Raw genomic sequence first — 23,062 nt, forward strand, 5'->3', positions numbered from 1 at the left:
CTGCTCGCCATGACCCATCGCCTCCGCTGGGCGGATCTCCCCCTCCCGGTGCGCTCCCGCGTGGAGGCCCGGCTCGGCGCACCGATCCTCGAGACCCGCTCCGCCACGGGCGGGTTCTCCTCGAGCTCCGCCGAGATTGTGACCACCGCGGGTGGCCACCGCGCCTTCGTCAAAGCCGTCACGTCCCGGATCAACGGGGCCTCCGAGGAGCTGAACCGTCGCGAGGCCGCAACGCTGGCCGCCCTGCCGCGCGAGGTGCCCGCACCTCGGCTGCTGGACGCCTTCAGCGAGGAGGACTGGTTCGTCCTCCTCATCGAGGTCGCCGAGGGGGCGCTTCCGCAGCAGCCCTGGCGGCCCCTCGAACTCGACGTCGTGCTGGAGGCGCTGGACACCCTGGCGCAGGTCGCGACCCCGACCCCGCTGCCCGAGGTCCCTGACCTGGAGACGCTGCTGGGCCCGGACCTCAGGGGCTTCGATCGGGTGACAGCGGATCAGCCGCCGGATCTCGACCCCTGGCTCCGCGAACGCCTCGGTCCGCTGCGCGAGGCGGCGGAGCGCGGGGTGGTCTCGCTGGCCGGTGACACCCTGTGCCACAGCGATCTGCGCGCCGATAATCTGCTGGTCACCGTCGACGGACAGGTCAGGATCGTCGATTGGGCGTGGGCCGCCCGCGGCGCCCGCTTCGCCGATGCGCTCCAGCTGCTCGCCTCGGTGGACGACCGCTCCGGCACTCTCGAGGTCTCCGCCCGGATCGACGCGGTCATGGCGCGCCACGGTACCCCGACCGAGGTCGCAACCGACCTGCTGGCGGGCATCCTCGGGTTCTTCGTCGATGCGGCCCGGCTGCCCACGGACCCGAGCCTCCCGACCCTTCGCGAACATCGCCGAGCCACCCGCGATCAGCTGTTCCCGATGGTCAGGGCGCGATGGACCCGTGAGGGCCGCGACTGACCGCACGGCGGCACCGAGGCGACCGGCTGTGAGACGCCGTTCATCGCCCGTCACGATCCTCCGCCGCCCCCCGCCACCGGTGCTACCGTAAGAGCAGACGAGCTGACAAGCTCGCGTGCACTGGGGTCGGTGAAATTCCGAGCCGGCGGTGACAGTCCGCGACCCGATGGCCTCTGGCCCTCGGCTGACCAGGTGGAACTCCTGGACCGACGGTCAGAGTCCGGATGGGAAGCGCACGCGGACGTCGTCCTGTGGACGACCGTCGGTCGCGCCTCACGCGCGTGACCACCGCAACCCTTTCCTCTCTCCGGACCGCGAGCCGCGGACCGGAGGAGAGATCATGCTGACCGACATCGAGCGCCGCGCGCTGCGCCGCGCCCTCGAGATCGCGGCCGACGACGCCGTGCCGCTCGGACCGAACCCCCGCGTGGGCTGTGTGCTCCTGTCCCCGGGCGGTGGGGTGCTCGCCGAAGGCCATCACCGCGGCGCCGGCACCGCGCATGCCGAGGCCGACGCCCTGGCCCGCGCCTCCGCTCCCCTCACCGGCGCCACCGCCGTGGTCACCCTCGAGCCCTGCACGCACGTCGGCCGCACCGGACCCTGCGCCGAGGCGCTGATCGACGCCGGCGTCTCCCGCGTGGTCATCGCCCGCCGTGATCCGAACCCCGTGGCCGCCGGGGGCGTCGACCGCCTGCGAAGCGCCGGGGTCGACGTCGAGCTCGACGTGCCGGAGGAGCTCGCCACCGCGGCGCAGCGCCTGAACCGCGGCTGGGAGCACGGGGTGCGGCATCAGCGACCCCTGGTCACCGCGAAGCTCGCCCTCACCCTCGACGGCCGCGCCGCCGCGGCCGACGGCACCAGCCGGTGGATCACCGGGGAGATCGCCCGCGCCGAGGTGCACGAGCTGCGCGCCACCAGCGACGTCGTCCTGGTCGGCAGCGGCACCGCCCGGGCCGACCGCCCCACGCTCACCGCTCGACGCGAGGACGGTGGCCTGCATCCCCGTCAGCCGCTCCGCGCCGTCATGGGCACCGGGCGTTTCCCGGCGCTGTCCACCCCTGAGGGCTCCGGGGAGGCGATCACCCTGGCCACCCACGACCCGTCGGTCGCCCTGGAGGATCTTCACGCCCGCGGCCGACGTCACGTGCTGCTCGAGGGCGGTCCCACCCTGACCGCCGCCTTCCTGCGCGCCGGGTGCCTCGACGAGCTGATCGTCCATCTCGCCCCCACCCTGCTCGGCGCCGGATCGCCGGGCCTCGGCGACCTGGGCATCACCACCATCGCCGACCGCCTCGATCTCGATCTCGTCGAGGTCACCCCGCTGCCCCCCGACCTCCGCCTCACCCTGCGGCCGCGTGCCGCCTGACCTGGAAGGACCACCATGTTCACCGGAATCATCGAGGAGCTCGGCACCGTCGAGACCCTCGAGCACCACGGCGGCGCCGCCCGCGTGACCCTGCGCTCGCCGCGGGTCCTGGAGGGCATCTCCCTCGGTGACTCGATCGCCGTCAGCGGCTGCTGCCTCACCGTCACCGCCCAGGATGGCCGGACCTGGTCGGCCGACATCATCACCACCACCCTCGACGCGACCACCCTGGGCACCCTGAGCGCCGGGGACCGCGTCAACCTCGAACGCTGCGTGCGGGCCGACGCACGCCTGGACGGCCACATCGTCCAGGGCCACGTCGACGCGGTCGCCGAGATCGCCGGCCGCGAGGAGGGCGACGGCACCACGCTGCTTCGCCTGAACCTGCCGGCAGGCCTCGAGCGCTACGTCGTCGACAAGGGATCGATCGCCGTGGACGGGATCAGCCTCACCGTCGCCGGGATCGAGGCGGGGGTCGTCACCATCGGACTGATCCCGGAGACCCTCGAGCGCACCACGCTGGGGACCAAGCAGGTCGGCGATGTCGTGAACCTCGAGGTCGACGTGCTGGCCAAGTACGTCGAGAAGCTCAGCGCCTCGCTCCTGCCCGGGGCGGAGGTCCGGCGATGACCGCGCTGCGTCTGGACCCCGTCGCCGAGGCGATCTCCGCGATCGCCGCCGGCCGCCCGGTGGTGGTCGTCGACGACGAGGACCGCGAGAACGAGGGAGACCTGATCCTGGCGGCCTCCGCCGCGACCCCCGAGCTGCTCGCTTTCGCCGTGCGGTACTCCAGCGGCTTGCTGTGCGCTCCGATGACCGCCGCTCGCGCCGACGCCCTCGACCTGCCGCTGATGGTGGCCGAGAACGCGGACCCCCTGCGCACCGCCTACACCGTGAGCGTGGACGCCGCCGAGGGCGTCACCACCGGGATCAGCGCTGCCGACCGGGCCCGCACCCTGCGCATCCTCGCCGGCGAGCAGTCCACGCCGAGCGATCTGATCCGCCCCGGGCACGTGCTGCCGCTGCGGGCCCGGGACGGCGGGGTGCTCGAACGCCGCGGCCATACCGAGGCCGCCGTCGACCTCACCCGGTTGGCGGGGTTGTCCGCGGTGGGGATGATCGTCGAGCTGGTCCACGACGACGGCACCATGATGCGCGGGCACGCCCTGCGCGCCTTCGCCGACGAGCACGCGCTGGCGATGATCTCCATCGAGGAGCTGGTCGAGCACCGTCGGCATCACGATCCCGAGCCGCTGGACATCACCGCACCGGTCACCCTGCCCACCGACCACGGCACCTTCGGGGCGCTCGCCGTCCGCGACGGCTCCGCCGAGCACCTGGTGCTGGTGCGCGGCGACGTCTCCACCGCCGAGCCGGTTCTGACCCGGATCCATTCCGAATGCGTGACCGGGGACGTCTTCGGCTCGAGGCGCTGCGACTGCGGCCCCCAGCTGCAGGAGTCCCTGGCGCGGATCGATGCCGCCGGCCGCGGCGTGCTGATCCTGCTGCGCGGCCACGAGGGACGCGGCATCGGACTGGTCGAGAAGCTGCGCGCCTACGCCCTGCAGGAGAGCGGGCGCGACACGGTCGACGCCAACCTCGACCTGGGCCTGCCCGTGGACGCCCGCTCCTTCGCGATCGTCCCGCGCATCCTCGATCACCTCGGCGTCGGCTCCATCTCGCTGCTGACCCACAACCCCGTCAAGACCGGCGCCCTGCGCGCCGGAGGCGTCGAGGTGAGCTCCGCCGTGCAGCTGGACACGCACGCCACCGCGGAGAACCTCGCCTATCTCACCACCAAGCGCGACCGACTGGGCCACCACCTCGTCGGCCTGCCCGCGACCGGCCCGACCGCGGGCACCGACCCGCAGCCCACCACGAATCCCACCACCGACCCGAACGGAGCGTCCTCATGAGCGGACACGGAAGCCCCACCTCCCAGATCCCCCACCTGCCCCACGCGCGCGTCGCGATCGTCGCCGCCTCCTGGCACGAGCAGGTCATGAACGGCCTGCTCGACGGCGCACTGCGCGGGTGCGCGGCGGCCGGCATCGACGCCCCGACGGTGGTGCGGGCCCCCGGCTCCTTCGAGCTGCCGGTGATCGCGGACCGTCTGGCGCGCACCCACGACGCGGTGATCGCCCTCGGCGTCGTGATCCGCGGGGGCACGCCGCACTTCGAGTACGTGTGCGCAGCCGCCACGGAGGGGCTGGGAAGGGTCGCCCTGGACCACGGCACACCTCTGGGATTCGGAGTGCTGACCTGCGATGATGAGCAGCAGGCTCTGGATCGTGCCGGACTGCCCGGCTCCGTGGAGGACAAGGGGTACGAGGCGGCCGCCGCCGCCTTGACCACGGTGGAGGTGCTGTCCTCGATCCCCGTGTCCTGACCCGCTCGGCGAGCCGGTCCGGCGCGGCCGCCAGACGGCGCTGTGGCGCGATGGCAGCCCGGGAAGCGTATGGGCCCCCGGCAGGCGGTCCGGCAGGGGCGCGAAGAGGCCGTCCCGTGCCGTCTGGTGCCCGATCCGCGTCGCGTTGTCCACACAGCCGGGGAGGTTAATAGGTTCAGCGGGCTCCATCCGCTAGAATATGGGCAGTTCGACCGACGTCTTCCGACGTCCTCGCGGACTTCGAAGCCGCCGGCTCGATCGCTGCGGCCTACGGGTGCTGATCGCGCGTGCGCGCGCGAGGCGCCCCCGTGGGCCGCGTGCGTGCTGAGCCGGAGGGCTCGTCCCCGCGGCCGGCCGGACCACCCTCGGCGCTCACCGGGCCGAGGGACCCCAGGACTGCGAGGAGCCACATCAGGTGAGCGACAGCGACCGACCCCTGCCCGACCAGGACGCGCCCCAGGGCGCGCCGGACCCGGTGCCCGATCCCGCTCCCGAGGTCGGCTCCGCCGGGGAGCGCGCGGCCCACGCCCCGACGCACTACGACGCCTCGGACATCACCGTCCTGGAGGGACTCGAGGCGGTCCGCAAGCGCCCCGGCATGTACATCGGCTCCACCGGTGAGCGCGGCCTGCACCACATGGTGCAGGAGATCGTGGACAACTCGGTGGATGAGGCGATGGCCGGCCACGGCGACACCATCGAGGTGACCCTGCTGGCTGACGGCGGCGTGCGCTGCGTCGACCACGCCCGCGGTATCCCGGTCGCCATGCACCCCACCGAGGGCAAGCCCGCCGTGGAGCTCGTGCTCACGGTGCTGCACGCCGGCGGCAAGTTCGGCGGCGGCGGGTACGCGGTCTCCGGTGGCCTGCACGGCGTCGGGTCCTCCGTGGTCAACGCGCTCTCGGTGCGGATGGAGGTGGAGATCCGCCGCGACGGCCACGTGTGGCGTCAGACCTACACCCGCGGCGTCCCCGCCACCGAGCTGGTCCGCGGCGAGGAGACCGATGAGACCGGCACCACGATCACCTTCTGGGCCGACGACGAGATCTTCGACGAGACCGTCTACGACGTCGAGACGCTGCGCAAGCGGTTCCAGCAGATGGCGTTCCTGAACAAGGGCCTGCGTATCACGCTGACCGACGAGCGTCGGGTGGAGTCCGACGAGACCGAGGACGAGGATCTGGTCGACGTCGAGCTCGAGGCCGAGGGCATGGAGAAGAACGACGGTCCGAGCGTCTTCTCCTACCACTACGAGCGCGGTCTGCAGGACTTCGTCGAGTTCATCAACACGGCCAAGCGGGCCGAGGTCATCCACCCCGACATCATCTCCTTCGAGTCCGAGGACACCGAGGCGGAGATCTCCGTCGAGGTCGCCATGCAGTGGACCGGCGCCTACTCGGAGTCGGTGCACACCTACGCCAACACGATCAACACCCACGAGGGCGGCACCCACGAGGAGGGCTTCCGCTCCTCGCTGACCTCGATCGTGAACCGCTACGGACGCGCCCAGGGCCTGCTGAAGGAGAAGGACGCCAACCTCACCGGGGAGGACATCCGCGAGGGCCTGACCGCCGTGGTGTCCGTCAAGCTCGGCGAGCCCCAGTTCGAGGGCCAGACCAAGACCAAGCTGGGCAACACCGTCGCCCGCACCTTCATGGTCAAGGTGATGACCGATCAGCTGCAGGACTGGTTCGAGTCCCATCCGGCCGAGGCCAAGTCCATCGTCATGAAGGGCCAGGCCGCGGCGGCCGCCCGCGAGGCCGCCCGCAAGGCCCGCGACGCCACCCGTCGCAAGTCGCCGCTGGAGACCGGGGGAATGCCCGGAAAGCTGCGCGACTGCTCCTCCCGCAACCCCTCCGAGTGCGAGATCTTCATCGTCGAGGGCGACTCCGCCGGCGGCTCCGCCGTGCAGGGCCGCGACCCGCGCACCCAGGCCATCCTGCCCATCCGCGGCAAGATCCTGAACGTGGAGAAGGCGCGGCTGGACCGGGCCCTGGACAACCAGGAGGTCCGCTCGCTGATCACCGCCTTCGGCACCGGCATCGGGGACGACTTCGACGCCACCAAGCTGCGGTACCACAAGATCGTCCTGATGGCCGACGCGGACGTCGACGGCCAGCACATCTGCACCCTGCTGCTGACGCTGCTGTTCCGCTACATGCGCCCGCTGATCGAGCTCGGCCACGTGTTCATCGCGATGCCGCCGCTGTACCGCCTGAAGTGGTCCAACGCCCCGCACGAGTACGTGTTCAGCGACGACGAGCGCGATGAGCGGATGGAGGCCGGCCGGGCGGCCGGGCGCCGCATCCCCAAGGACAACGGCATCCAGCGCTACAAGGGTCTGGGCGAGATGGACTGGAAGGAGCTCCAGGCCACCACCATGGACAGCGCCTCGCGCACGCTGAAGCAGGTCACGGTCGATGAGGCCGCCGACGCCGACACCATCTTCTCCGTCCTGATGGGCGATGACGTCGAGTCCCGTCGCCACTTCATCCAGGAGAACGCCAAGGACGTCCGCTTCCTCGACATCTGAGTCCGACCCCCCGGGCCGGCGCCGGCGAGAGCCCGAGCGCCCCCGGGGAGCGCCACGACCATCGGCCCTACCTGAAAGGCCTTCCGCATCATGAGCGACACCCCGCAGGACCCCACGAACCCCGACGAGACCCCGGAACTGCCCGCCTCCGTGGCCGGACAGGCCACCCCCGAGGGCGCCCACGAGGTCTCCGGCTCCGAGGCCGCCGACCGCACCGTCACCCTCGTCGATCCGCTCGACGAGGGCGAGGTCGACCGCATCACCCAGGTCGACCTGAACCAGGAGATGCAGCGCTCCTATCTCGACTACGCGATGAGCGTGATCGTCTCCCGCGCGCTGCCCGACGTCCGCGACGGACTCAAGCCCGTCCACCGCCGCATCGTCTACGCGATGTACGACGGGGGCTACCGTCCCGACCGCTCCTTCTCCAAGTGCGCGAAGGTCGTCGGCGAGGTGATGGGCAACTACCACCCCCACGGCGACAGCGCGATCTACGACGCCATGGTGCGCCTGGTGCAGCCGTGGTCTATGCGCTACCCGCTGATCCTGGGACAGGGGAACTTCGGCTCGCCCGGCGACGACGGCGCCGCCGCCCCGCGGTACACCGAGTGCAAGATGGCCCCGCTGGCCCTCGAGCTCGTGCGCGACATCGACCAGGAGACGGTCGATATGCAGGGCAACTACGACAACACGGTCGACGAGCCCGTCGTGCTGCCCGCTCGCTTCCCGAATCTGCTGGTCAACGGTTCCTCCGGGATCGCCGTGGGCATGGCCACCAACATCCCGCCGCACAACCTGCGCGAGGTGGCCGACGCCGTCCAGTGGCTGCTGACGAACCACGAGGCCACCAAGCCGGAGCTGCTCGAGGCCTGCCTGCAGTTCATCAAGGGCCCCGACTTCCCCAGCGGCGCCACCATCTCCGGCACCCGGGGCATCGAGGACGCGTACCGCACCGGCCGCGGCTCCATCACCCAGCGCGCCGTGGTCTCCACCGAGGAGATCAACGGGCGGATGTCGCTCGTGGTCACGGAGCTGCCGTACCAGGTCAACCCCGACACCCTCGCGCGCAAGATCGCCGAGATGGTCAAGCTCGGCAAGATCCAGGGGATCGCCGACATCACCGACGAGACCTCCGGCCGGACCGGTCAGCGCCTGGTCATCACGCTCAAGCGCGACGCCGTCGCGAAGGTCGTGCTGAACAACCTCTACAAGCACACCCAGCTGCAGGAGAACTTCTCGGCCAACATGCTGGCGCTCGCCGGCGGGGTGCCGCGCACCCTGTCGATCGACTCCTTCGTGCGCGAGTGGACCAAGCACCAGATCGACGTCATCGTCCGCCGCACCCGGTACCGCCTGCGCAAGGCCGAGGAGCAGATCCACATCTACCGCGGCTACCTCAAGGCGCTGGATGCGCTGGACGAGGTCATCGCGCTGATCCGCCGCTCGCCGGATGCCGACGGGGCTCGCGACGGGCTGATGGAGCTGCTGGAGATCGATGAGATCCAGGCCGGCGCGATCCTGGCGATGCAGCTGCGCCGCCTCGCCGCCTTGGAACGGCAGAAGATCACCGACGAGCACGATCGTCTGCAGGCCCTCATCGAGGAGTACACCGCGATCCTGGCCTCGCCGGAGCGTCAGCGGCAGATCGTCTCCGAGGAGCTGGCCGAGCTCGTCGACAAGTACGGCGACGACCGCCGCACGCGGATCGATCCCTTCGACGGTGACATGTCGATGGAGGACCTCATCCCCGAGCAGGACGTGATCGTCACCATCACCCGCGGCGGCTACGTCAAGCGCACCCGGGCCGATCAGTACCGCGCCCAGAAGCGCGGCGGCAAGGGCGTGCGCGGCGCCTCGCTGCGGGCGGACGACGTGGTCGAGCACTTCTTCACCACGACCACGCACCGCTGGCTGCTGTTCTTCACCAACCAGGGCCGGGTCTACCGCGCCAAGGGCTACGAACTGCCGGAGGCCCCACGGGACGCCAAGGGCCAGCACGTGGCGAACCTGATGGCCTTCCAGCCCGATGAGCACATCGCCTCGGTGCTCGCGATCGACAGGTACGAGGACGCCCAGTACCTGGTGCTCGCCACCCAGTCCGGCCTGGTCAAGAAGACCCCGATGACGGCCTTCGACTCCAACCGCACCGGTGGCATCATCGCGATCAACCTGCGCGACATCGACGGGGTCGACGGGACGCAGCCGGACCGCGTGATCGCCGCCCGCGCCGTGGACGCCGACGACCATCTGATCCTCGTCTCCCGCAACGGCCAGTCCGTGCGGTTCCCGGCCGCGGACGACGTGCTGCGCCCGACGGGCCGCGCCACCAGCGGCGTGACCGGCATGAAGTTCCGCCACGACGACGAGCTGCTGGCGATGGACGTGGTCCGCCCCGAGCAGTTCGTGGTCACGGTGACGGACGGCGGCTACGCCAAGCGCACCAGCATCGACGAGTACCGCGTCCAGGGCCGCGGCGGCCTGGGCATCCGGGTCGCGAAGCTGCCCGACGACCGCGGCCACCTGGTCGGCGCCGCCGCCGTCGACGAGTCCGACGAGCTGCTGGTCGTGATGGAGAAGGGTCGCGTGGTCCGCTCCAGCGTGGCGGAGGTCCCCTCGAAGGGCCGCACCACCATGGGCGTCGTCTTCGCCAAGCCCGGCAAGAGCGACCGCATCCTGCTGGTCACCACCAGCCCCGAGTCCGAGATCGACGAGGACGAGGAGGATGCGGCCGAGGGCGACGAGAACTCGGATCTGCCCACGGCCGAAGCGGGCGGGGACGCAGATGCTGTGGAGATCGGTGCCGAGGACGGGTCGGTGGCAGGGTCCTCCCCGTCGGATGATCTAGGCTCGGAAGCGTCCGCCCCGTCGCCGTCCGGCGACGACGACCCGATCGAGGAGTGATCCGTGAGCACGAGTGATTCGAGGACGGCCCCCGGCCCGTCCGCGTCTCCGGAATCGACCACCCAGCTCCCGTCGTTCCAGGACGAGAAGAAGCCGACCGCGGACGAGCAGACGATCGGTTCCGGCAAGGGCTCGGCCGCCAAGGGGGCGAGCCGCAGCCCGAAGAAGTCCCCGTCGGCGGCGAGCCCGGTCGAGGCCGAGAAGCGCGGACCGCGCCGGGTGCGCCTGACCCTCGCCCGGCTCGACCCGTTCTCGGTGATGAAGCTGTCGTTCCTGGTCGCCATCGCGATCGGCATCGCGACCGTGGTGGCCGTGGTGCTGCTGTGGAACCTGGTCGACGCGATCGGTCTGTGGACCCAGATCGACCAGCTCGGCCGTGACCTCAACGGCGGTGAGCCGCTGCCGTTCATGGAGTTCTTCCAGTTCTCCAAGATGGTCAGCTACGGCACCATCGTCGCGGTGGTGAACGTCGTGATCATCACCGCGTTGGGCACGCTTCTGGCCTTCCTCTACAACCTGGTGGCGGCGCTGCTGGGCGGATTGAAGATGACCTTCACCGACGAATGATCCGCGGACCGGGCAGCCGCCCGAGCCGCCGGGCGGGCACCTGACCCCACCCCACCCAATACCCCATCACCCATTCACCCGCCGAGTTCTGCGCTTTCGTTCCCACAGCGCGTTATGGGAACGCCTTTGCAGAGCTCGGCGCTGTGGTGCTGGGGTGATTGCTGGTGGGGGTGGGGGTGCTGGTGAGCCTCGGGTTCATTGCTGCAGCTCGGTGACCTCCGCGACCTGGGCGTCCAGGTACGTCAAGGCGGCCTCGGCGTTCACCGAGGCCGCGACACCGTGGGCCCCGGCACCGATCGAGATCCGCCGGGCCGGGTCCCCGATCAGGGAGGCATCGGCGATCACGGGCCAGGCCGTGGTGGAGCCGAACGGGGTGATCGTGCCGCGCTCGTACCCGGTGACGTCCCGGGCCACCTCCTTGTCCGGCATCGACAGCCGGTTCACCCCGAGCAGCGCACGCAGGAGAGGCCAGGAGATCTCCCGGTCGCCCGGGACCAGCACGAACAGGAAGTCGCCGTCACCGCGCCGCACCACCAGGGTCTTGACGATGTCGCGGGGCTCGACGCCGCGGGCGGCCGCCGCCTCCGCGAGCGAGCCGACCCGCCCGTGCCGCGTGATCTCGTGATCGAGGCCGGAAGCCGCCAGGGCCGTGATCGCAGGAGTGTCGCTCATGGACCCACGATAGAGGCCGACGGCGGGCGGGGAGGGGGCCCGTGGCGGTCACCACCGGAACCTGGGGCGAGAGCGGGAGCTTCGCTAAGGTCGAAGGATGTCCTGCTCCTCGACTCTGCCGGTGCCGACCGCCCCGTCCGCCTCGGATGTCCCGACCGTCCCCGACGCCCCGGAGGACTACCCCTGGACGGGGCAGTCGGTGCGCTCCGCGTTGTTGCTCAGCACCGGGATCGCGGAGCTCGATCCGGACAGCGGGGTGGAGGCTCCCACCGAGCAGCAGGGCCACCCGCTGGTGGACGTGGCCGCGATCGAGGCCGGCCTCGCCGCGGACGGGGCCGCCCCGCTGGCCGAGCGCACGCTGGTGGTGGCCGTCGGCTCCAACCAGACGCCCGAGACCATCGCTCGCAAGTACGCCCGCTCCGGACGTGATCTGCACCCGGCCACACCGTTCCTGCGCTGCACGATCCACCATCTCGCCGTCGGCCATTGCGCCCACATCTCCGCGCGGGGCTACATCCCCGCCGCCCCGTACCGCGCCGAGGGGGAGCGGATGGAGCTCGTGGCCACCTGGTTCGACGACGAGCAGCTCGCCGTGGTGGACGAGACCGAACCGAACTACGAGCGCATCCGGCTCGAGCAGGAGAGCTTCCCGGTGACGCTGGCGACGGGCGAGCGGCCGCAGCACATCGACGTCTACGCCTCGGTGTGGGGCGTCCTCGCCCATGAGCAGCCGATCCCGCTGCGCCACCTGCAGCAGGAGATCTTCGACGAGCTCGTGGCCCTCACCGGCGCCGCGCTGGTCCGCGGGGACGCGGCGGAGATCTGCGCGCGGCTCGAAGCCGCTCCCGACGCTCTGCAGAACCTGGCGCGCGAGCACTCCCTGGTGGCCGAGGACGGCCTGCCCCGGGGGTGAGCCATCGGGAGGGCGGGCAGTCCGCCGCGACTCACGCCACCGTGAAGTCGACCCGGTGCCAGCCGCTCGCCCCGTTCGGGGCGGGGTTCGCGCGCTCCTCGGTCTGCAGCTCTCCCTCGCCGTCGGTGGCCCGCACCGTCGCCGTGTGATCGCCCGGAGCGGGATCCTCCCAGCGCAGCGACCACTGCACCCAGGTGTCCTCGGTGACCTCGGCCCCGAGATCGGCCTCCCGCCAGTCCCCGTCGTCGATCCGCACCTCGACCGCCGCGATCCCGCGCTGCTGTGCCCAGGCCGTGCCTCCCAGCATGACGGCGCCGTCGGCGTCGGGCGCGAGCTCGGCGAAGGAGCGCGGCACGTCCACCCGCGAGGCGATCTTGATCGGGCCCCGCTCGGACCAGCCCCGCGTGGACCAGTAGGCGAGGTCGTCGGCGAAGCGCGTGACCTTCAGCTCCGTGAGCCATTTCGTCGCGGAGACGTATCCGTAGAGTCCGGGAACGACCATGCGCACCGGGTAGCCGTGCTGCTGCGGCAGCGGCTCGCCGTTCATGCCGACGGCGATCAGCGAGTCCCGTGCATCGGTGAGGGCCTCGAGCGGGGTGGAGGCGGTGAACCCGTCGATGGAGCGGGAGAGGACCATGTCCGCCCCGTCCTGCACGCCGACCCGTTCGAGCAGGTCGCGCACGGGCACGCCCAGCCAGGTCGCGTTCCCGGCGAGATCCCCGCCGACGGGGTTGGAGACGCAGGCCAGCGTCACGTGCTTGGCGATCATGGGCTCGGCCAGCAGCTCCTCGAAGCTCAGAGTGAGCTCGCGGTCGACCAGGCCGTGGATCCTCAACTGCCAGGAGGTGGGGTCCACGCGCGGCACGGCGAGGGCGGTGTCGATCCGGTAGAAATCCGCATTCGGGGTGACGTAGGGGGGCATGCCCTTCACCGTCACCTGGGCGTCCTCGGGGATCGGCTGGGCGGGCTCGACGGGTTCCGGCAGCACGTACTGCGCGGCCCGATGGGCCAGCTCACGGCTCGCCGTCACGCCGCGTGCGATGGCGGCGGCGACGACCGCGCCGACCCCGAGCGCTCCGATGCCGACGAGCGCGCGTCGTCGTTCCCACGCCGTCCCGATGGCTGCGGGGTCCACGGCACGGAGCATGATCACCAGCAGCGGCACCGCGGCCACGGTCCCGACCACGGTGGGGATCGCATCGGCGGCACCGGTGCCCGCCCGGGTCAGCACGATGATCGTCGCGAACAGTCCGAGCCCGGCGAGCGCGGCGGCGGCGAGCCGCGGGCGACCGGCGCCGAAGGCACCGATGAGGCCTGTGAGCACGACGTACACCGCGATCATGGAGGCGAACAGCACGAGCTTGTCGTGGGTTCCGAACAGGCCGATGGCCAGGTCCTTCACCCACGGCGGGATGATGTCGATGAACCCCCCGCCGACGGCCACGAAGGGGGCCGAGGAAGAGCTGAAGATCAACGAGAGGAGTTGCGCGATGGCCACCAGGGCGAGGCCCGCGACCACGCCCGCGATGGCGGACCACCACGGCACGGGCCGGTCGCGGGCACTCATCACAGCGCTCCCGCCGCGATGGGGTCTGTGGTCGGTTGTTCGGAGCCCCCCGCCGGCTCGACGGTGAGGCCGAGCTGCGCTCCAGGAGGCATCTCGTCGTGCATCACCACGGTCTGGTCCGGGGAGGTGATCAGCCCGGCACCGTGGGCGCCGTCCTCATCGATGAGCCACAGCTGATAGGTGCTCTCGCTGGGGAGCTCCGCCAGATCGGCGGCCTGGACGATCATCGCCTCCTGGTCCCGCGAGTACATCAGGTGCAGTGCACCGCCGGACTCGGCCGGCACCGTCAGCTGCGTCGCGTCGTCGGAGGCCATGATGGTCGAGACCATCTGCTGCTCCTGCTCGGCGTCCTCCTGCGCCGATCGCAGGGCCTCGATCGTGGCCTCCGACTCCTGCTGCGCGGCGCGCTCCGTGCTCCACAGTCCGACCCCGGCGACACTGGTGACCAGCAGAGCCGTCGCCGCGACGGCGAACCATCGGGTGCGCCGCACGGCGGATCGGTAGCGGTCCAGGGGGACGACCTCGGCGTCCGGCGAGCCGGCGGAGGCGTCGGAAGCCCCTGTCTCGGCCCGATGCGTGTTCTCGGCGGGGGCGGACGCCGTCGCGGTCTCGTCGGCGTCCTGGGCGTCGGGCGGCGGCAGTTGGCGTGTCCGCGCGATCCGCGCCATCACCGAGTCCTTGAGCTCGGGGCGCGGCGGAACCGGCTCCAGGCCGCGGGCGAGCTCGCCGGCGGTCTCCTCGAAGGAGCGGGCCTCGGCGGCGACCTCGGGGTCCTGGGCGAGCTGCTCCTCGACCCGGGCGCGTTCGTCGGCGTCCAGGGCGTTCAGGGCCCAGGCACCGGTCATGTCGTGCTCCTGCTCGTTCACGAGGTCACCCCCAGGCTCTCCCGCAGGACGATCATGCCGTCCCGTATTCGTGTCTTCGCCGTCCCGACCGGGATGCCGAGCAGGGCCGCCACCTCGCGGTGACTGTAGCCACCGAAGTACGCGAGGCGGATCGCCTCGGACTGCGGCGAGGTCAGAGCACGCATCGCCGTGACGACCCGCTGGGACTCGATTCTCAGGATTCCTTCCTCCTGCACATCCACGACCTCCTCCTCGATGGCTCGGACACCTTCCTCGGAGTCCCGACGCCGTGCGGCGTCGGTGGACCGGACGGTGTCGACGGCGCGCCGATGGGCGATGGTGCACATCCATCCGTGGGCGGAGCCGCGGTTGCTGTCGAACCGGGTGGCATGCTTCCAGATCTCCACGAACACTTCCTGCAGCACTTCTTCGCTGATCGACACATCCCGCACCACGCGCTTGATGAGCGCGAACAGCAGGGACGCGGTCTCGTCGTAGAGACCGGAGAAGGCGTCCTCGTCCCCCTGGGCGACGCGGCGCAGCAGCTCGGACAGCGGAGGTTCGGTGATCTCGTGGTCACCAGGTGCTCTCCCGTCCGGCCCTCGCGACCGTGGTCGCTCCGATTCTTCCTCGGGGGGATCGAGCGCCATGCACAGCTCCTTCGACGACGGCGTGAGCGGGTGGGGGAGAACCGTGGAAGATGCCGCCCACCCACTCATTGCGTCCTCACAGTGTGCGCTGTTCAGGCGGCGTCCGCCATCGACGGCGGCATCAGGACGGTATCGACCAGGTAGACGGTAGCGTTCTGGGTCTGCACGCCGCCGCAGATCACGGCCGCATCGCCCACCATCAGGTCGTCACCGCTGCCGGTGACCTCGACGTCCTCGCCCTGCACCGTGGTGTGGGTGCCGGTGATCTCGTCGGGGCTGAGCTGGCCGGCGACCACGTGGTACGTGAGGACGTCCGTCAGGCCGTCGGCGTCCGCGGCCAGCGCGTTCAGGTCGTCCTCGGGGATGGCCGCGAAGGCGTCGTCGACCGGGGCGAACACCGTGAACTCGTCCCCGTCGAGGGTGTCGGTGAGGTTCACGTCAGGATTCAGCTCTCCCGAGACGGCTGAGGTCAGCGTGGTCAGCATCGGGTTGTTCGAGGCCGCGACGCTCAAGGGGTCCTGGGCCATGCCCTCCACGGACCCGGCACCGTCCGGAACCATCTCCGCGTAATCGGCGCAGCCCGGGCCCACGAGGTGCGCAGCCGGATCCATGGCCATGTCGCCGCCGCCGTCGGACGCCATCGAACCTCCGCCGTCGGACGCCTGATGGCCCTCGTCCATGGACGGCTCATCGCTCATGCCGCCCGAGCAGGCGCTCATCAGGACGACCGTGGCCGCGAGCGCCCCCAGCTTCGGAAGCATCGTGGAAGTGCGCATGACAGTCTCCTTCGTGATCCTGTGCTGACACCCCAGCGGCGCCATGCAAGAAGTTCGGAGCGGACCGTGATCCGGATCGGTGCGGATCCCCGGACGTGCTGTGACCTCCCGTACAACGGCCCGGGACGGTTGGACGTCGCGGGTCGGAGCGCTGTAGTGTTGCCCGTCGGTGGCTGACACCGATGCACGTCGTACGTCAGCCTCCATGGGCCTATAGCTCAGTCGGTTAGAGCGCTGTCCTGATAAGACAGAGGTCACTGGTTCAAGTCCAGTTAGGCCCACTTCGAGGATCGGAGGACTCGTGAAGAAGCTCATCAGCTGCACCGCCGTCCTGATCGGCTCGACCGTCGCCGGACTCCTCGTGTGGCGCAAGGTCGAATCGGATCGCCACCGCGACGAGCTGTGGTCCGAGGCAGAGCGGGTCTCCGCTGCGCAGGACGCCGCCGAGGTCCGCGACTGATCCACCGGCGTTCTTCCCGCGCCCACGGCGCCCAGGGGGCTTAACTCAGTTGGTAGAGTGCGACCTTTGCAAGGTCGAAGTCAGGGGTTCGAATCCCCTAGCCTCCACAGATTTGCAGGTCAGAGGCCCTTCCTCGTCACGAGGGAGGGCCTCGTGCGATGCGCGGAGGCCGCCGGGGCGGGCCTACACCTGCCCCGCCCCGGGACCGCTCCCGGGACGTCCGACGCGGGGACCGCTCAGGGCGGAGCGCGTGAAGAAGGCGAGGAAACGAGCCGCCGCCCGGAGGCGGCGGGCTCGGGTGAAGGCCTGGCCGCGCAAGGAGATTCCCAGCCGCGCCACGTTCGCGAGGTTGATCGTCAGCAGTGTCCGGAGCGGCTGCGTGCCCGAGTCATCGACGGGGGCGATCTCGGTGGGAAGCGTGGTCAGCCCGGACAGCAGGGCCAGAGGCAGCCGGGAGCGGGTCGTCTTGACACCGGTCAGCTGCCACGCGCGCCCGGAGTCGTCCTCGAACCGCAGGGAATAGCGCATCGCCTCGTCGATGCCGCGGGGGAACAGGGACAGGGTGCCGGAGACGGGCGCCGCCGAGACGAGGCCGTCGACGTCGATCGCTCCCTGGATCGACACGATGTGGGCCGGGTCGGTGAGGAAGCGGTCGATGCTGCGCACCTCGGCGCTCAGTCGCATCTCGAGACGGGGACGGCGGCGACCGCACGTGGCCATCCGCTCGGTGAACAGCACGCCGTCGCCCCGGGTCGCCTCGTGCAGGGCCGCGGCGGCCGCGAACGCGGAGTCCTCGGGCACCGGCGCCGGCGAGAGGTCCTCCCATTCCGGAGCGCGCCATCCGGGGCGACCGGCGGCACGGATGACGGTCTCGATGGCGCGTTCCGTGGCGGCCAGGATCGTCGCCGAGGGATTCACGCCCGTGGCGGCCGGCAGGGTCGAGCCGTCCATGACGAAGAGCCCGGGGTATCCGTGCACCTCGCCCGCCCCGTCGACGACCCCGCTGTCGGCATCGGGGCCGGGCCGCACCCCGCCCAGCGGGTGGACGGTGATGGTCCTGCGCAGCAGGGACCAGGTCGGGGGATTGTACTGGCGGGCACCCAGCAGGCGGCTGATCAGGGGCCCCACACGGCGCTGGGACCTGTAGAGCTGGGACTGCCACCGATTGCTCCAGGCCAGCTCCGCCGTCCCGGAGGTGTCCAGGCGCAGCGTGCCGCGGCCGGAGTCTTTTCCCATGGAGAGCACGGCGAAGGTTCGACGCGGGTCCGAGCGACGGAGCCGCTGCCACCGGTGCCGTAGGCCGCCGGCGGGCAGCAGCGCATCGATGAGGGCCTGCAGCGGCGGAGGGATCGCACCATCCTGGACCTGGTACCACACCGATCGTCGGCCCTCCGGGACGGACAGCACCGTCGTGGTGGTGATCGTGGGCCCGGTCGTCATGTCCGTCCGGTCGCCGCGCAGCTCGGCCAGGGTCAGGAAGTCGCCGTTGCCGGAGAATCCGCGTCCCAGGTGTGCGGACAGATCCGGCAGCGTGCCGTGCCGATCCCGGGCGCGCAGCAGCAGCTCCGTGGTGGCCACGGCTCCGGCGGCGAGGATCACCCTCGGCGCGACCCATTCGCGAGGAGGTGCGGAGGGATCGGAGGGTGTCGAGGTGACCACCGTGTACTCGCGACCGTTCGACGCGGTGGGGAGGAGCTCGATCCGTCGGACCTCGGCGTCGGGGACGGCCTGCGCGCCATGGCGCTCCGCGAGCGCGAGGTAGGTGGTGTCCAGGGTGTTCTTGGCGCCGTGGTTGCAGCCGATCACGCACTCGCCGACGAAGGCGCATCCTCGCCGCGGGACGCCCTGGGCGTTGGGGCGCCACGTCTCGGAGTCGCCGAAGGTGACGGCGAGCGTGGGTCGGATGGTGCGCTCCGGGGCCCCCATCCCTTCCATCATCTGCTCGATGAGGGCGGTGCGGGGAGCGGCCCTGCCGGTGGCCGGATCGGAGCCGGTCGGCGCCACGCCCGTCATGTGCGCCGCCAGGTCGTAGTAGGGGTCGAGGGTCCGGCGACGCAGATGGGCGGGCCACCGCTCGTCCATCGCTCCTTCGAAGGGCCGGGCGAACACATTGGCGTAGACGAGCGAACCACCGCCCCAGCCCGAGGCCTGGACGCTGCCCATGGTGTCGAGCCAGCGGATGTCGTACAGACCGCGGTCGACCTCCCACAGCCAGCCGTCCTCGAGGTGGGGCCGACGGGGGAAGTCCCCGGGGTTCCATCGTCGGCCCCGTTCGAGGATCACGACGGAGAACCCTGCCTGTGCGAGGCGGGCGGCAGCCACGGCACCACCGAACCCGCTGCCCACCACGATCGCGTCGGCGGTGGGTCGATCGTCCATGACGGTCCTCTCCGGCAGGTCGTGTCCGTTCCCGGGCGCGAGGCGGTGAGCTCGACGCTAACGTCAGGGTCCAGCGTTGTCCACACGCACTCAGGGCCGTGGAGCAGCGGGGCCGATGGAAGGGTCGGCGCGCCGGACCGTCCGCACGACGAGCATCATGCGGACCGCGGCCCGTCGTCCCGCAGAGCGGAAGGCCGCCGGCCAGCACCAGGGGTCGCCGTGCCGGCGGAGATCGCCGGTCAGAGCCCGTCAAGGTCCCCGTCACGATCCGCGCCGTCCGCCATGCGTCCCGAGGTGGCCCGGGCCGCCGACATGATGTTGCGGGCCATCGCGGGGAAGACGAGCGCGTGGAAGGGGGAGATCCCCCACCAGTACAGACGACCCAGGAGGCCGTCGGGGAAGTAGATGGCGCGCTGGCGATAGCGGGTACCTCCGTCGCAGGGCTCGACGGACAGCTGCAGCCATGCGCGGCCGCTCATCCTCATCTCGGCGCGCAGGGTGAGGCATCGCCCGGGTTCGATCCTCTCGACCCGCCACCAGTCCACGGCGTCTCCGACCCGCAGGCGCCGGGGGTCGCGACGGCCACGTCGAAGGCCAGGCCCCCCGAGGAGCCGGTCCGCGAGACCGCGCAGGGCCCACAGCACGGGCGTCGAGTACCAGCCGGATGCGCCCCCGATCCCCTCGATGACACGCCACACCGAGGACGGGTCGACGTCGGCTCGTTCGCGCTGCCGCTCGTCGGTGAACACCGTGTTGCCCGCCCACTCCGGATCCGAGGGCAACGACGACTCGGGGACCCTCTCGTGCCCCAGGTCGGCGTCCCAGCGCGAGGCCAGGTCCCCGAAGCGCTCGGCCTCCAGGGCCGTGCGGACGGCTGTCCTGTACGGCATCGGCCCGCCGACTGGTGGAGGCAGGACCTCGTCGGCCAGAGGCCCGCTGGTGACGGCTTCGTGCTGCATCGATTGGGCGAGCGGCACGGCGATCGACAGCGGCACAGGCGTCACCAGGCCGATCCAGCCCCCCGACAGCAGCGGAGCCGGCAGCGGCAGCGAGAACACGCGCCGGCGCCGGAGCCCCGCGACCTCCGCGTACACGGTCAGGAGATCGGCGAATCGCAGGTCCGTTTCGCCGCTGCCCACCCCGTAGGTCCCGGAGACGTCTCCCGCAGCGATCACGGCCTCGACGAGGTAGTGGAGGACGTCGGTGACGGCGACCGGCTCGATCCTGTTGCGCACCCAGCGCGGAGCGGGCATGACGGGCAGCCGCTCGGAGAGGTGGCGGATGATCTCGAAGCCGGCGGAGCCGGCGCCGATGACCGTGGCGGCCTCCAGCACGGTCGTCGGCACGGTGCCGTCGCACAGGATGCGACCGACCCGGCGGCGCGAGGCCATGTGCTCGCTGAGCCGATCGGAGTCGGGATGCAGGCCGGAGAGATAGACGATCCTGCTGACTCCGGCGCGCTCGGCCTCGTCGGCCATGATGTGCGCCATGCGCGCCTCGCGCTCGGCGAAACCACTCCCGCCTGACATCGAATGCACGAGAAAGACCACGACGTCGACTCCGGAGACCGCGCGCCGCACGGACCGACGGTCGACGAGATCGGCTTCGACAGCCTCCACCCGGTCCCTCCAGGGCTGGGCGTCCAACCGGTTCATGTGCCGTCCGCAGACCCGCACCCGGGCCCCGCGATCGTCGAGCGCCGGCACGAGACGACTGCCGATGTATCCCGTCGCGCCCGTGACGAGGACGCGGGCCCGGTCGCCGCCGCCCTGGCTCGTCACCGCTGCTCCCCGTCCGTGCGAGCATGGGTCCGGAACTCTCGGAGGTCCTGGTCGGAGTCGAGCGCGGAGGTGGTCGGGACGATCCTCCCGCGGGAGGATCCGGACAGACAGCAGGCCGTTCCGCAGACGTCGGGCGTCTCCCCGAAGTCAGTGACCGCCTGACGAGGCGCCCCGTCGGTCATCCTCTCCTCGACGAGATCCGCCAGCGCGGCCACGAACCGCGGATCGGTGCCGGATGTCGGCACGCGGCGGAACGCCAGGCCGTGCTCCTCGGCACTCTGACGCGCCTCCGTGTCCAGATCCCAGATGACCTCCACATGGTCGCTGACGAACCCCACGGGAACCACGATCACGGCCTCGTGGGACCTCGACCGCGCGATGCGCGCGATGACGTCATTGATGTCGGGCTCCAGCCAGGGAACCTGCGGCGGGCCTGAGCGGGACTGGTACACGAGCTCCCAGGAGGAAACCGCGGGAGCCCCGCCCGAGACGCTCTCACGCCTCTCGCCGCCGACCACGGCGTCCACCAGGTATCGGCACACCGCTTCGTGCTGGGCGACGTACCAGCGCGCCGGGCCCGCAGTCCGCTCCTCCTCCGGGCCGGAGGCGTCGGCCATGACCTCCGGGATCGAATGCGTCGAGAACAGGATCCGGATGCGGGAGCGGTCGTGGCCCTCGGCCTCCAGATCCTCCAGGGCGGCGCCGATACCGTCGGCCATCGGCGACAGGAATCCCGGATGGTTGAAGTAGGGCCGCGCCTTGTCGATGCGCAGCGACCCCATCAGTCCTGTCTCCTCGAGAGCGCGGCCGAAGTCCTCCCGGTACTGACGGCACGAGGAGTACGAGGAATACGCGCTGGTGGCGAGGGCGAGGATCTCGCGGTGGCCGTCCTCGTGCAGAGCGCGCACGGTCCGGGACATGGAGGGCTCCCAGTTGCGGTTGCCCCAGTAGACGGGGAGGTCGATACCCCGCGCGTCGAGTTCCGCGCGCAGCGCATCGATCAGCACCCGGTTCTGGTCGTTGATCGGGGAACGTCCGCCCAGCGCCGTGTAGTGCTCACCGACCTCGACCAGGCGTTCGTCCGGTATCCCGCGGCCCCGCGTGACGTTGCGCAGGAAGGGCAGCACATCCTCGTGGGCCTCCGGTCCGCCGAACGACGCCAGCAGGATCGCGTCGTAGTCGCGCGCCGCGGCCCGGCGTTCCCGCGGCTCGGAGAACGTGTCGACGGTGACCTCCGCCCGCAGATCTGTGGTGGAAAGGTGGTGCGTCATGCAGACCTCCTGAGTTCCGGTACACGTCGTCGACTCCGCGACACTTTCGATAGTCTAGCTAATGATATGTGAGCGTGCCTGGTAGGGCATGAGGCTGAGGCCCGATGCGTCAGGCGGATCCAAGACGCAACTCGGAGCCGCGCAGCCGATATCCCGCGAAGAGCTCGTCCCATCCCAGGGACGGCTCGGCGAGGATCGTCGGCTCCTGTGCGAGCAGACGGGTCAGGAGCGCGTCGGTCTCGAGGAGGGCGAGGGAGCGCCCCGGGCAGCGATGTGCTCCGTCCCCGAAGCTCAGTCCTGATGCGCCGATACCGCGTGGCAGCGTCCGACCCGGGCAGAGTTCCAGCGGTGCGGTGCCGACGCTCGCTGGGTCCGCGTTCGCGCCGCGCACGTCGATGTCGACGAGATCGCCGGGTGCCAGGTGGTGCTCGCGGCCCTCGTCGCTGACGGTGATGTGGTCGCGGACGCGTCGATACAGGTGGCCGACGACCGGCTCGAGTCGGATGATCTCGTGCAGGATGCCGAGGCGCTCGTCCTGGCCGGCTGCGAGGTAGCGCGCTCGCAGCGGATCGTCCTCCAGCAGGTGCCAGCAGGCCATGGAGATGAACTCGCGGGTGGTGACCATGCCGGCGGTCCCGTAGGTCACGCATTCGACCAGGATGTCGGCCCGTCCGGCGCCCTGGTCCAGCAGCTGGCTGATCACGTCGTTCCGCGGGCGCCGGCGGTGGTCGCGCACAGCGGGGAGCACGTCTGCGAGGTAGAAGCGCAGCACCGGGGACAGTCCGTTGTACGCCGCACCCATCAGCTGCCGCTTCGTGCGTCCCAGGCGCGGCCGGGCGAGGTCGAACGGGGGCTGGCGGAAGAAGCGGGTCAGCCGCCGGGACATCGCCGGCACGGGTGAGGAGGTGAGCCCGACGACCTCGGCGGTCACGGCGACCGCATAGTGCAGGGCGAGGTCGTCCAGACGGCATCGACCGGCCCGGACGGCCTCCGCGATCATGTCCTCCGCGGTCGACTCCATGAGCGCCGCGTAGCGTTCGG

The 23,062-nt window shown here is 71.0% G+C and carries 19 protein-coding genes, 2 tRNA genes and 1 riboswitch; of the genes, 12 read left to right on the plus strand and 9 right to left on the minus strand.

The window, feature by feature from the left end; all coding sequences use genetic code 11:
• The first annotated feature begins 9 nt into the window (after positions 1-9).
• The 8 genes from BH708_RS13400 (at position 10) to BH708_RS13435 (ending at position 10,707) form a co-directional block, all read left to right on the plus strand.
• Positions 10-951: a phosphotransferase gene (locus BH708_RS13400; protein ID WP_076809396.1), complete on the plus strand. Its 942-nt coding sequence runs from the start codon at positions 10-12 to the stop codon at positions 949-951.
• A 111-nt stretch (positions 952-1,062) separates the two neighbouring features.
• Positions 1,063-1,192: riboswitch (FMN riboswitch) on the plus strand.
• 99 nt (positions 1,193-1,291) lie between these two features.
• Positions 1,292-2,317, plus strand: a complete 1,026-nt coding sequence (gene ribD / locus BH708_RS13405) for a bifunctional diaminohydroxyphosphoribosylaminopyrimidine deaminase/5-amino-6-(5-phosphoribosylamino)uracil reductase RibD (RefSeq protein WP_076809398.1) — start codon at positions 1,292-1,294, stop codon at positions 2,315-2,317.
• Between the two features lie 15 nt (positions 2,318-2,332).
• The gene (locus BH708_RS13410; protein ID WP_076809400.1) at positions 2,333-2,947 is read left to right on the plus strand and encodes a riboflavin synthase; all 615 of its coding nucleotides are present in this window, start codon (positions 2,333-2,335) and stop codon (positions 2,945-2,947) included.
• On the plus strand, positions 2,944-4,233 hold the full coding sequence (locus BH708_RS13415; RefSeq protein ID WP_076809402.1) for a bifunctional 3,4-dihydroxy-2-butanone-4-phosphate synthase/GTP cyclohydrolase II: 1,290 nt from the start codon (positions 2,944-2,946) through the stop codon (positions 4,231-4,233). Before BH708_RS13410 ends, BH708_RS13415 begins: the two co-directional genes overlap by 4 nt.
• Positions 4,230-4,706: a 6,7-dimethyl-8-ribityllumazine synthase gene (ribH, locus tag BH708_RS13420; RefSeq protein WP_076809404.1), complete on the plus strand. Its 477-nt coding sequence runs from the start codon at positions 4,230-4,232 to the stop codon at positions 4,704-4,706. Before BH708_RS13415 ends, ribH begins: the two co-directional genes overlap by 4 nt.
• 415 nt (positions 4,707-5,121) lie before the next feature.
• On the plus strand, positions 5,122-7,239 hold the full coding sequence (gyrB, locus tag BH708_RS13425; protein ID WP_076809407.1) for a DNA topoisomerase (ATP-hydrolyzing) subunit B: 2,118 nt from the start codon (positions 5,122-5,124) through the stop codon (positions 7,237-7,239).
• 90 nt (positions 7,240-7,329) lie between these two features.
• Positions 7,330-10,140: a DNA gyrase subunit A gene (gene gyrA, locus BH708_RS13430; RefSeq protein WP_076809410.1), complete on the plus strand. Its 2,811-nt coding sequence runs from the start codon at positions 7,330-7,332 to the stop codon at positions 10,138-10,140.
• 3 nt (positions 10,141-10,143) lie between these two features.
• On the plus strand, positions 10,144-10,707 hold the full coding sequence (locus BH708_RS13435) for a DUF3566 domain-containing protein (RefSeq protein WP_076809412.1): 564 nt from the start codon (positions 10,144-10,146) through the stop codon (positions 10,705-10,707).
• 195 nt (positions 10,708-10,902) lie between these two features.
• Here the strand turns inward: BH708_RS13435 and BH708_RS13440 are convergent, their stop codons facing one another.
• The gene (locus BH708_RS13440; protein WP_076809414.1) at positions 10,903-11,379 is read right to left on the minus strand and encodes an aminoacyl-tRNA deacylase; all 477 of its coding nucleotides are present in this window, start codon (positions 11,377-11,379) and stop codon (positions 10,903-10,905) included.
• Positions 11,380-11,476: 97 nt separating this feature from the next.
• On the opposite strand from BH708_RS13440, the gene BH708_RS13445 reads away from it, so the two are divergent.
• The gene (locus BH708_RS13445; protein WP_076809416.1) at positions 11,477-12,292 is read left to right on the plus strand and encodes a hypothetical protein; all 816 of its coding nucleotides are present in this window, start codon (positions 11,477-11,479) and stop codon (positions 12,290-12,292) included.
• A gap of 31 nt (positions 12,293-12,323) precedes the next feature.
• Here the strand turns inward: BH708_RS13445 and BH708_RS13450 are convergent, their stop codons facing one another.
• The 4 genes from BH708_RS13450 to BH708_RS13465 form a co-directional block, all read right to left on the minus strand.
• Positions 12,324-13,859 carry a molybdopterin-dependent oxidoreductase gene (locus tag BH708_RS13450; RefSeq protein WP_076809418.1) on the minus strand — a complete coding sequence of 512 codons (1,536 nt, stop codon included), beginning with the start codon at positions 13,857-13,859 and terminating at the stop codon, positions 12,324-12,326.
• Positions 13,859-14,704, minus strand: a complete 846-nt coding sequence (locus BH708_RS13455; protein ID WP_157235957.1) for an anti-sigma factor domain-containing protein — start codon at positions 14,702-14,704, stop codon at positions 13,859-13,861. The genes BH708_RS13450 and BH708_RS13455 overlap by 1 nt, the downstream gene beginning before the upstream one ends.
• Before the next feature lie 17 nt (positions 14,705-14,721).
• Entirely contained in the window at positions 14,722-15,354 is a 633-nt protein-coding gene (gene sigK / locus BH708_RS13460) for an ECF RNA polymerase sigma factor SigK (protein ID WP_083713590.1), read from the minus strand.
• A gap of 92 nt (positions 15,355-15,446) precedes the next feature.
• Positions 15,447-16,130, minus strand: a complete 684-nt coding sequence (locus BH708_RS13465) for a fasciclin domain-containing protein (protein ID WP_076809422.1) — start codon at positions 16,128-16,130, stop codon at positions 15,447-15,449.
• A gap of 207 nt (positions 16,131-16,337) precedes the next feature.
• Here BH708_RS13465 and BH708_RS13470 point away from each other — a divergent pair.
• The 3 genes from BH708_RS13470 (at position 16,338) to BH708_RS13475 (ending at position 16,697) form a co-directional block, all read left to right on the plus strand.
• Positions 16,338-16,411 (plus strand) — tRNA-Ile (locus BH708_RS13470).
• A gap of 20 nt (positions 16,412-16,431) precedes the next feature.
• Positions 16,432-16,590, plus strand: coding sequence for a DLW-39 family protein (locus tag BH708_RS19865; RefSeq protein WP_157235959.1), 159 nt, complete (start codon positions 16,432-16,434; stop codon positions 16,588-16,590).
• 34 nt (positions 16,591-16,624) lie between these two features.
• Positions 16,625-16,697: transfer RNA gene (locus tag BH708_RS13475), tRNA-Ala, on the plus strand.
• 76 nt (positions 16,698-16,773) lie between these two features.
• On the opposite strand, the gene BH708_RS13480 is transcribed toward BH708_RS13475, so the two are convergent.
• From BH708_RS13480 to BH708_RS13495, 4 genes are all read right to left on the minus strand, one after another.
• Positions 16,774-18,969 carry a GMC oxidoreductase gene (locus tag BH708_RS13480; RefSeq protein WP_076809424.1) on the minus strand — a complete coding sequence of 732 codons (2,196 nt, stop codon included), beginning with the start codon at positions 18,967-18,969 and terminating at the stop codon, positions 16,774-16,776.
• Between the two features lie 239 nt (positions 18,970-19,208).
• The gene (locus tag BH708_RS13485; protein WP_076809426.1) at positions 19,209-20,750 is read right to left on the minus strand and encodes an SDR family oxidoreductase; all 1,542 of its coding nucleotides are present in this window, start codon (positions 20,748-20,750) and stop codon (positions 19,209-19,211) included.
• On the minus strand, positions 20,747-22,021 hold the full coding sequence (locus tag BH708_RS13490) for a ferrochelatase (RefSeq protein WP_076809428.1): 1,275 nt from the start codon (positions 22,019-22,021) through the stop codon (positions 20,747-20,749). Before BH708_RS13490 ends, BH708_RS13485 begins: the two co-directional genes overlap by 4 nt.
• Before the next feature lie 109 nt (positions 22,022-22,130).
• Positions 22,131-23,042, minus strand: coding sequence for a cytochrome P450 (locus BH708_RS13495; RefSeq protein ID WP_253705328.1), 912 nt, complete (start codon positions 23,040-23,042; stop codon positions 22,131-22,133).
• Positions 23,043-23,062: the final 20 nt, after the last annotated feature.

Origin of the sequence: Brachybacterium sp. P6-10-X1, from assembly GCF_001969445.1 — a bacterium.
GTDB lineage: Bacteria > Actinomycetota > Actinomycetes > Actinomycetales > Dermabacteraceae > Brachybacterium.

What these genes read in the sequence shown, in the direction of transcription:
- BH708_RS13400 (WP_076809396.1), top strand. Translation starts at nt 10, where the DNA reads ATGACCCATCGCCTCCGCTGGGCGGATCTCCCCCTCCCGGTGCGCTCC.
- ribD (WP_076809398.1), top strand. Translation starts at nt 1,292, where the DNA reads ATGCTGACCGACATCGAGCGCCGCGCGCTGCGCCGCGCCCTCGAGATC.
- BH708_RS13410 (WP_076809400.1), top strand. Translation starts at nt 2,333, where the DNA reads ATGTTCACCGGAATCATCGAGGAGCTCGGCACCGTCGAGACCCTCGAG.
- BH708_RS13415 (WP_076809402.1), top strand. Translation starts at nt 2,944, where the DNA reads ATGACCGCGCTGCGTCTGGACCCCGTCGCCGAGGCGATCTCCGCGATC.
- ribH (WP_076809404.1), top strand. Translation starts at nt 4,230, where the DNA reads ATGAGCGGACACGGAAGCCCCACCTCCCAGATCCCCCACCTGCCCCAC.
- gyrA (WP_076809410.1), top strand. Translation starts at nt 7,330, where the DNA reads ATGAGCGACACCCCGCAGGACCCCACGAACCCCGACGAGACCCCGGAA.
- BH708_RS13440 (WP_076809414.1), bottom strand. Translation starts at nt 11,379, where the DNA reads ATGAGCGACACTCCTGCGATCACGGCCCTGGCGGCTTCCGGCCTCGAT.
- BH708_RS13445 (WP_076809416.1), top strand. Translation starts at nt 11,477, where the DNA reads ATGTCCTGCTCCTCGACTCTGCCGGTGCCGACCGCCCCGTCCGCCTCG.
- BH708_RS13450 (WP_076809418.1), bottom strand. Translation starts at nt 13,859, where the DNA reads ATGAGTGCCCGCGACCGGCCCGTGCCGTGGTGGTCCGCCATCGCGGGC.
- BH708_RS13455 (WP_157235957.1), bottom strand. Translation starts at nt 14,704, where the DNA reads ATGACCGGTGCCTGGGCCCTGAACGCCCTGGACGCCGACGAACGCGCC.
- sigK (WP_083713590.1), bottom strand. Translation starts at nt 15,354, where the DNA reads ATGGCGCTCGATCCCCCCGAGGAAGAATCGGAGCGACCACGGTCGCGA.
- BH708_RS13465 (WP_076809422.1), bottom strand. Translation starts at nt 16,130, where the DNA reads ATGCGCACTTCCACGATGCTTCCGAAGCTGGGGGCGCTCGCGGCCACG.
- BH708_RS13480 (WP_076809424.1), bottom strand. Translation starts at nt 18,969, where the DNA reads ATGGACGATCGACCCACCGCCGACGCGATCGTGGTGGGCAGCGGGTTC.
- BH708_RS13490 (WP_076809428.1), bottom strand. Translation starts at nt 22,021, where the DNA reads ATGACGCACCACCTTTCCACCACAGATCTGCGGGCGGAGGTCACCGTC.
- BH708_RS13495 (WP_253705328.1), bottom strand. Translation starts at nt 23,042, where the DNA reads ATGGAGTCGACCGCGGAGGACATGATCGCGGAGGCCGTCCGGGCCGGT.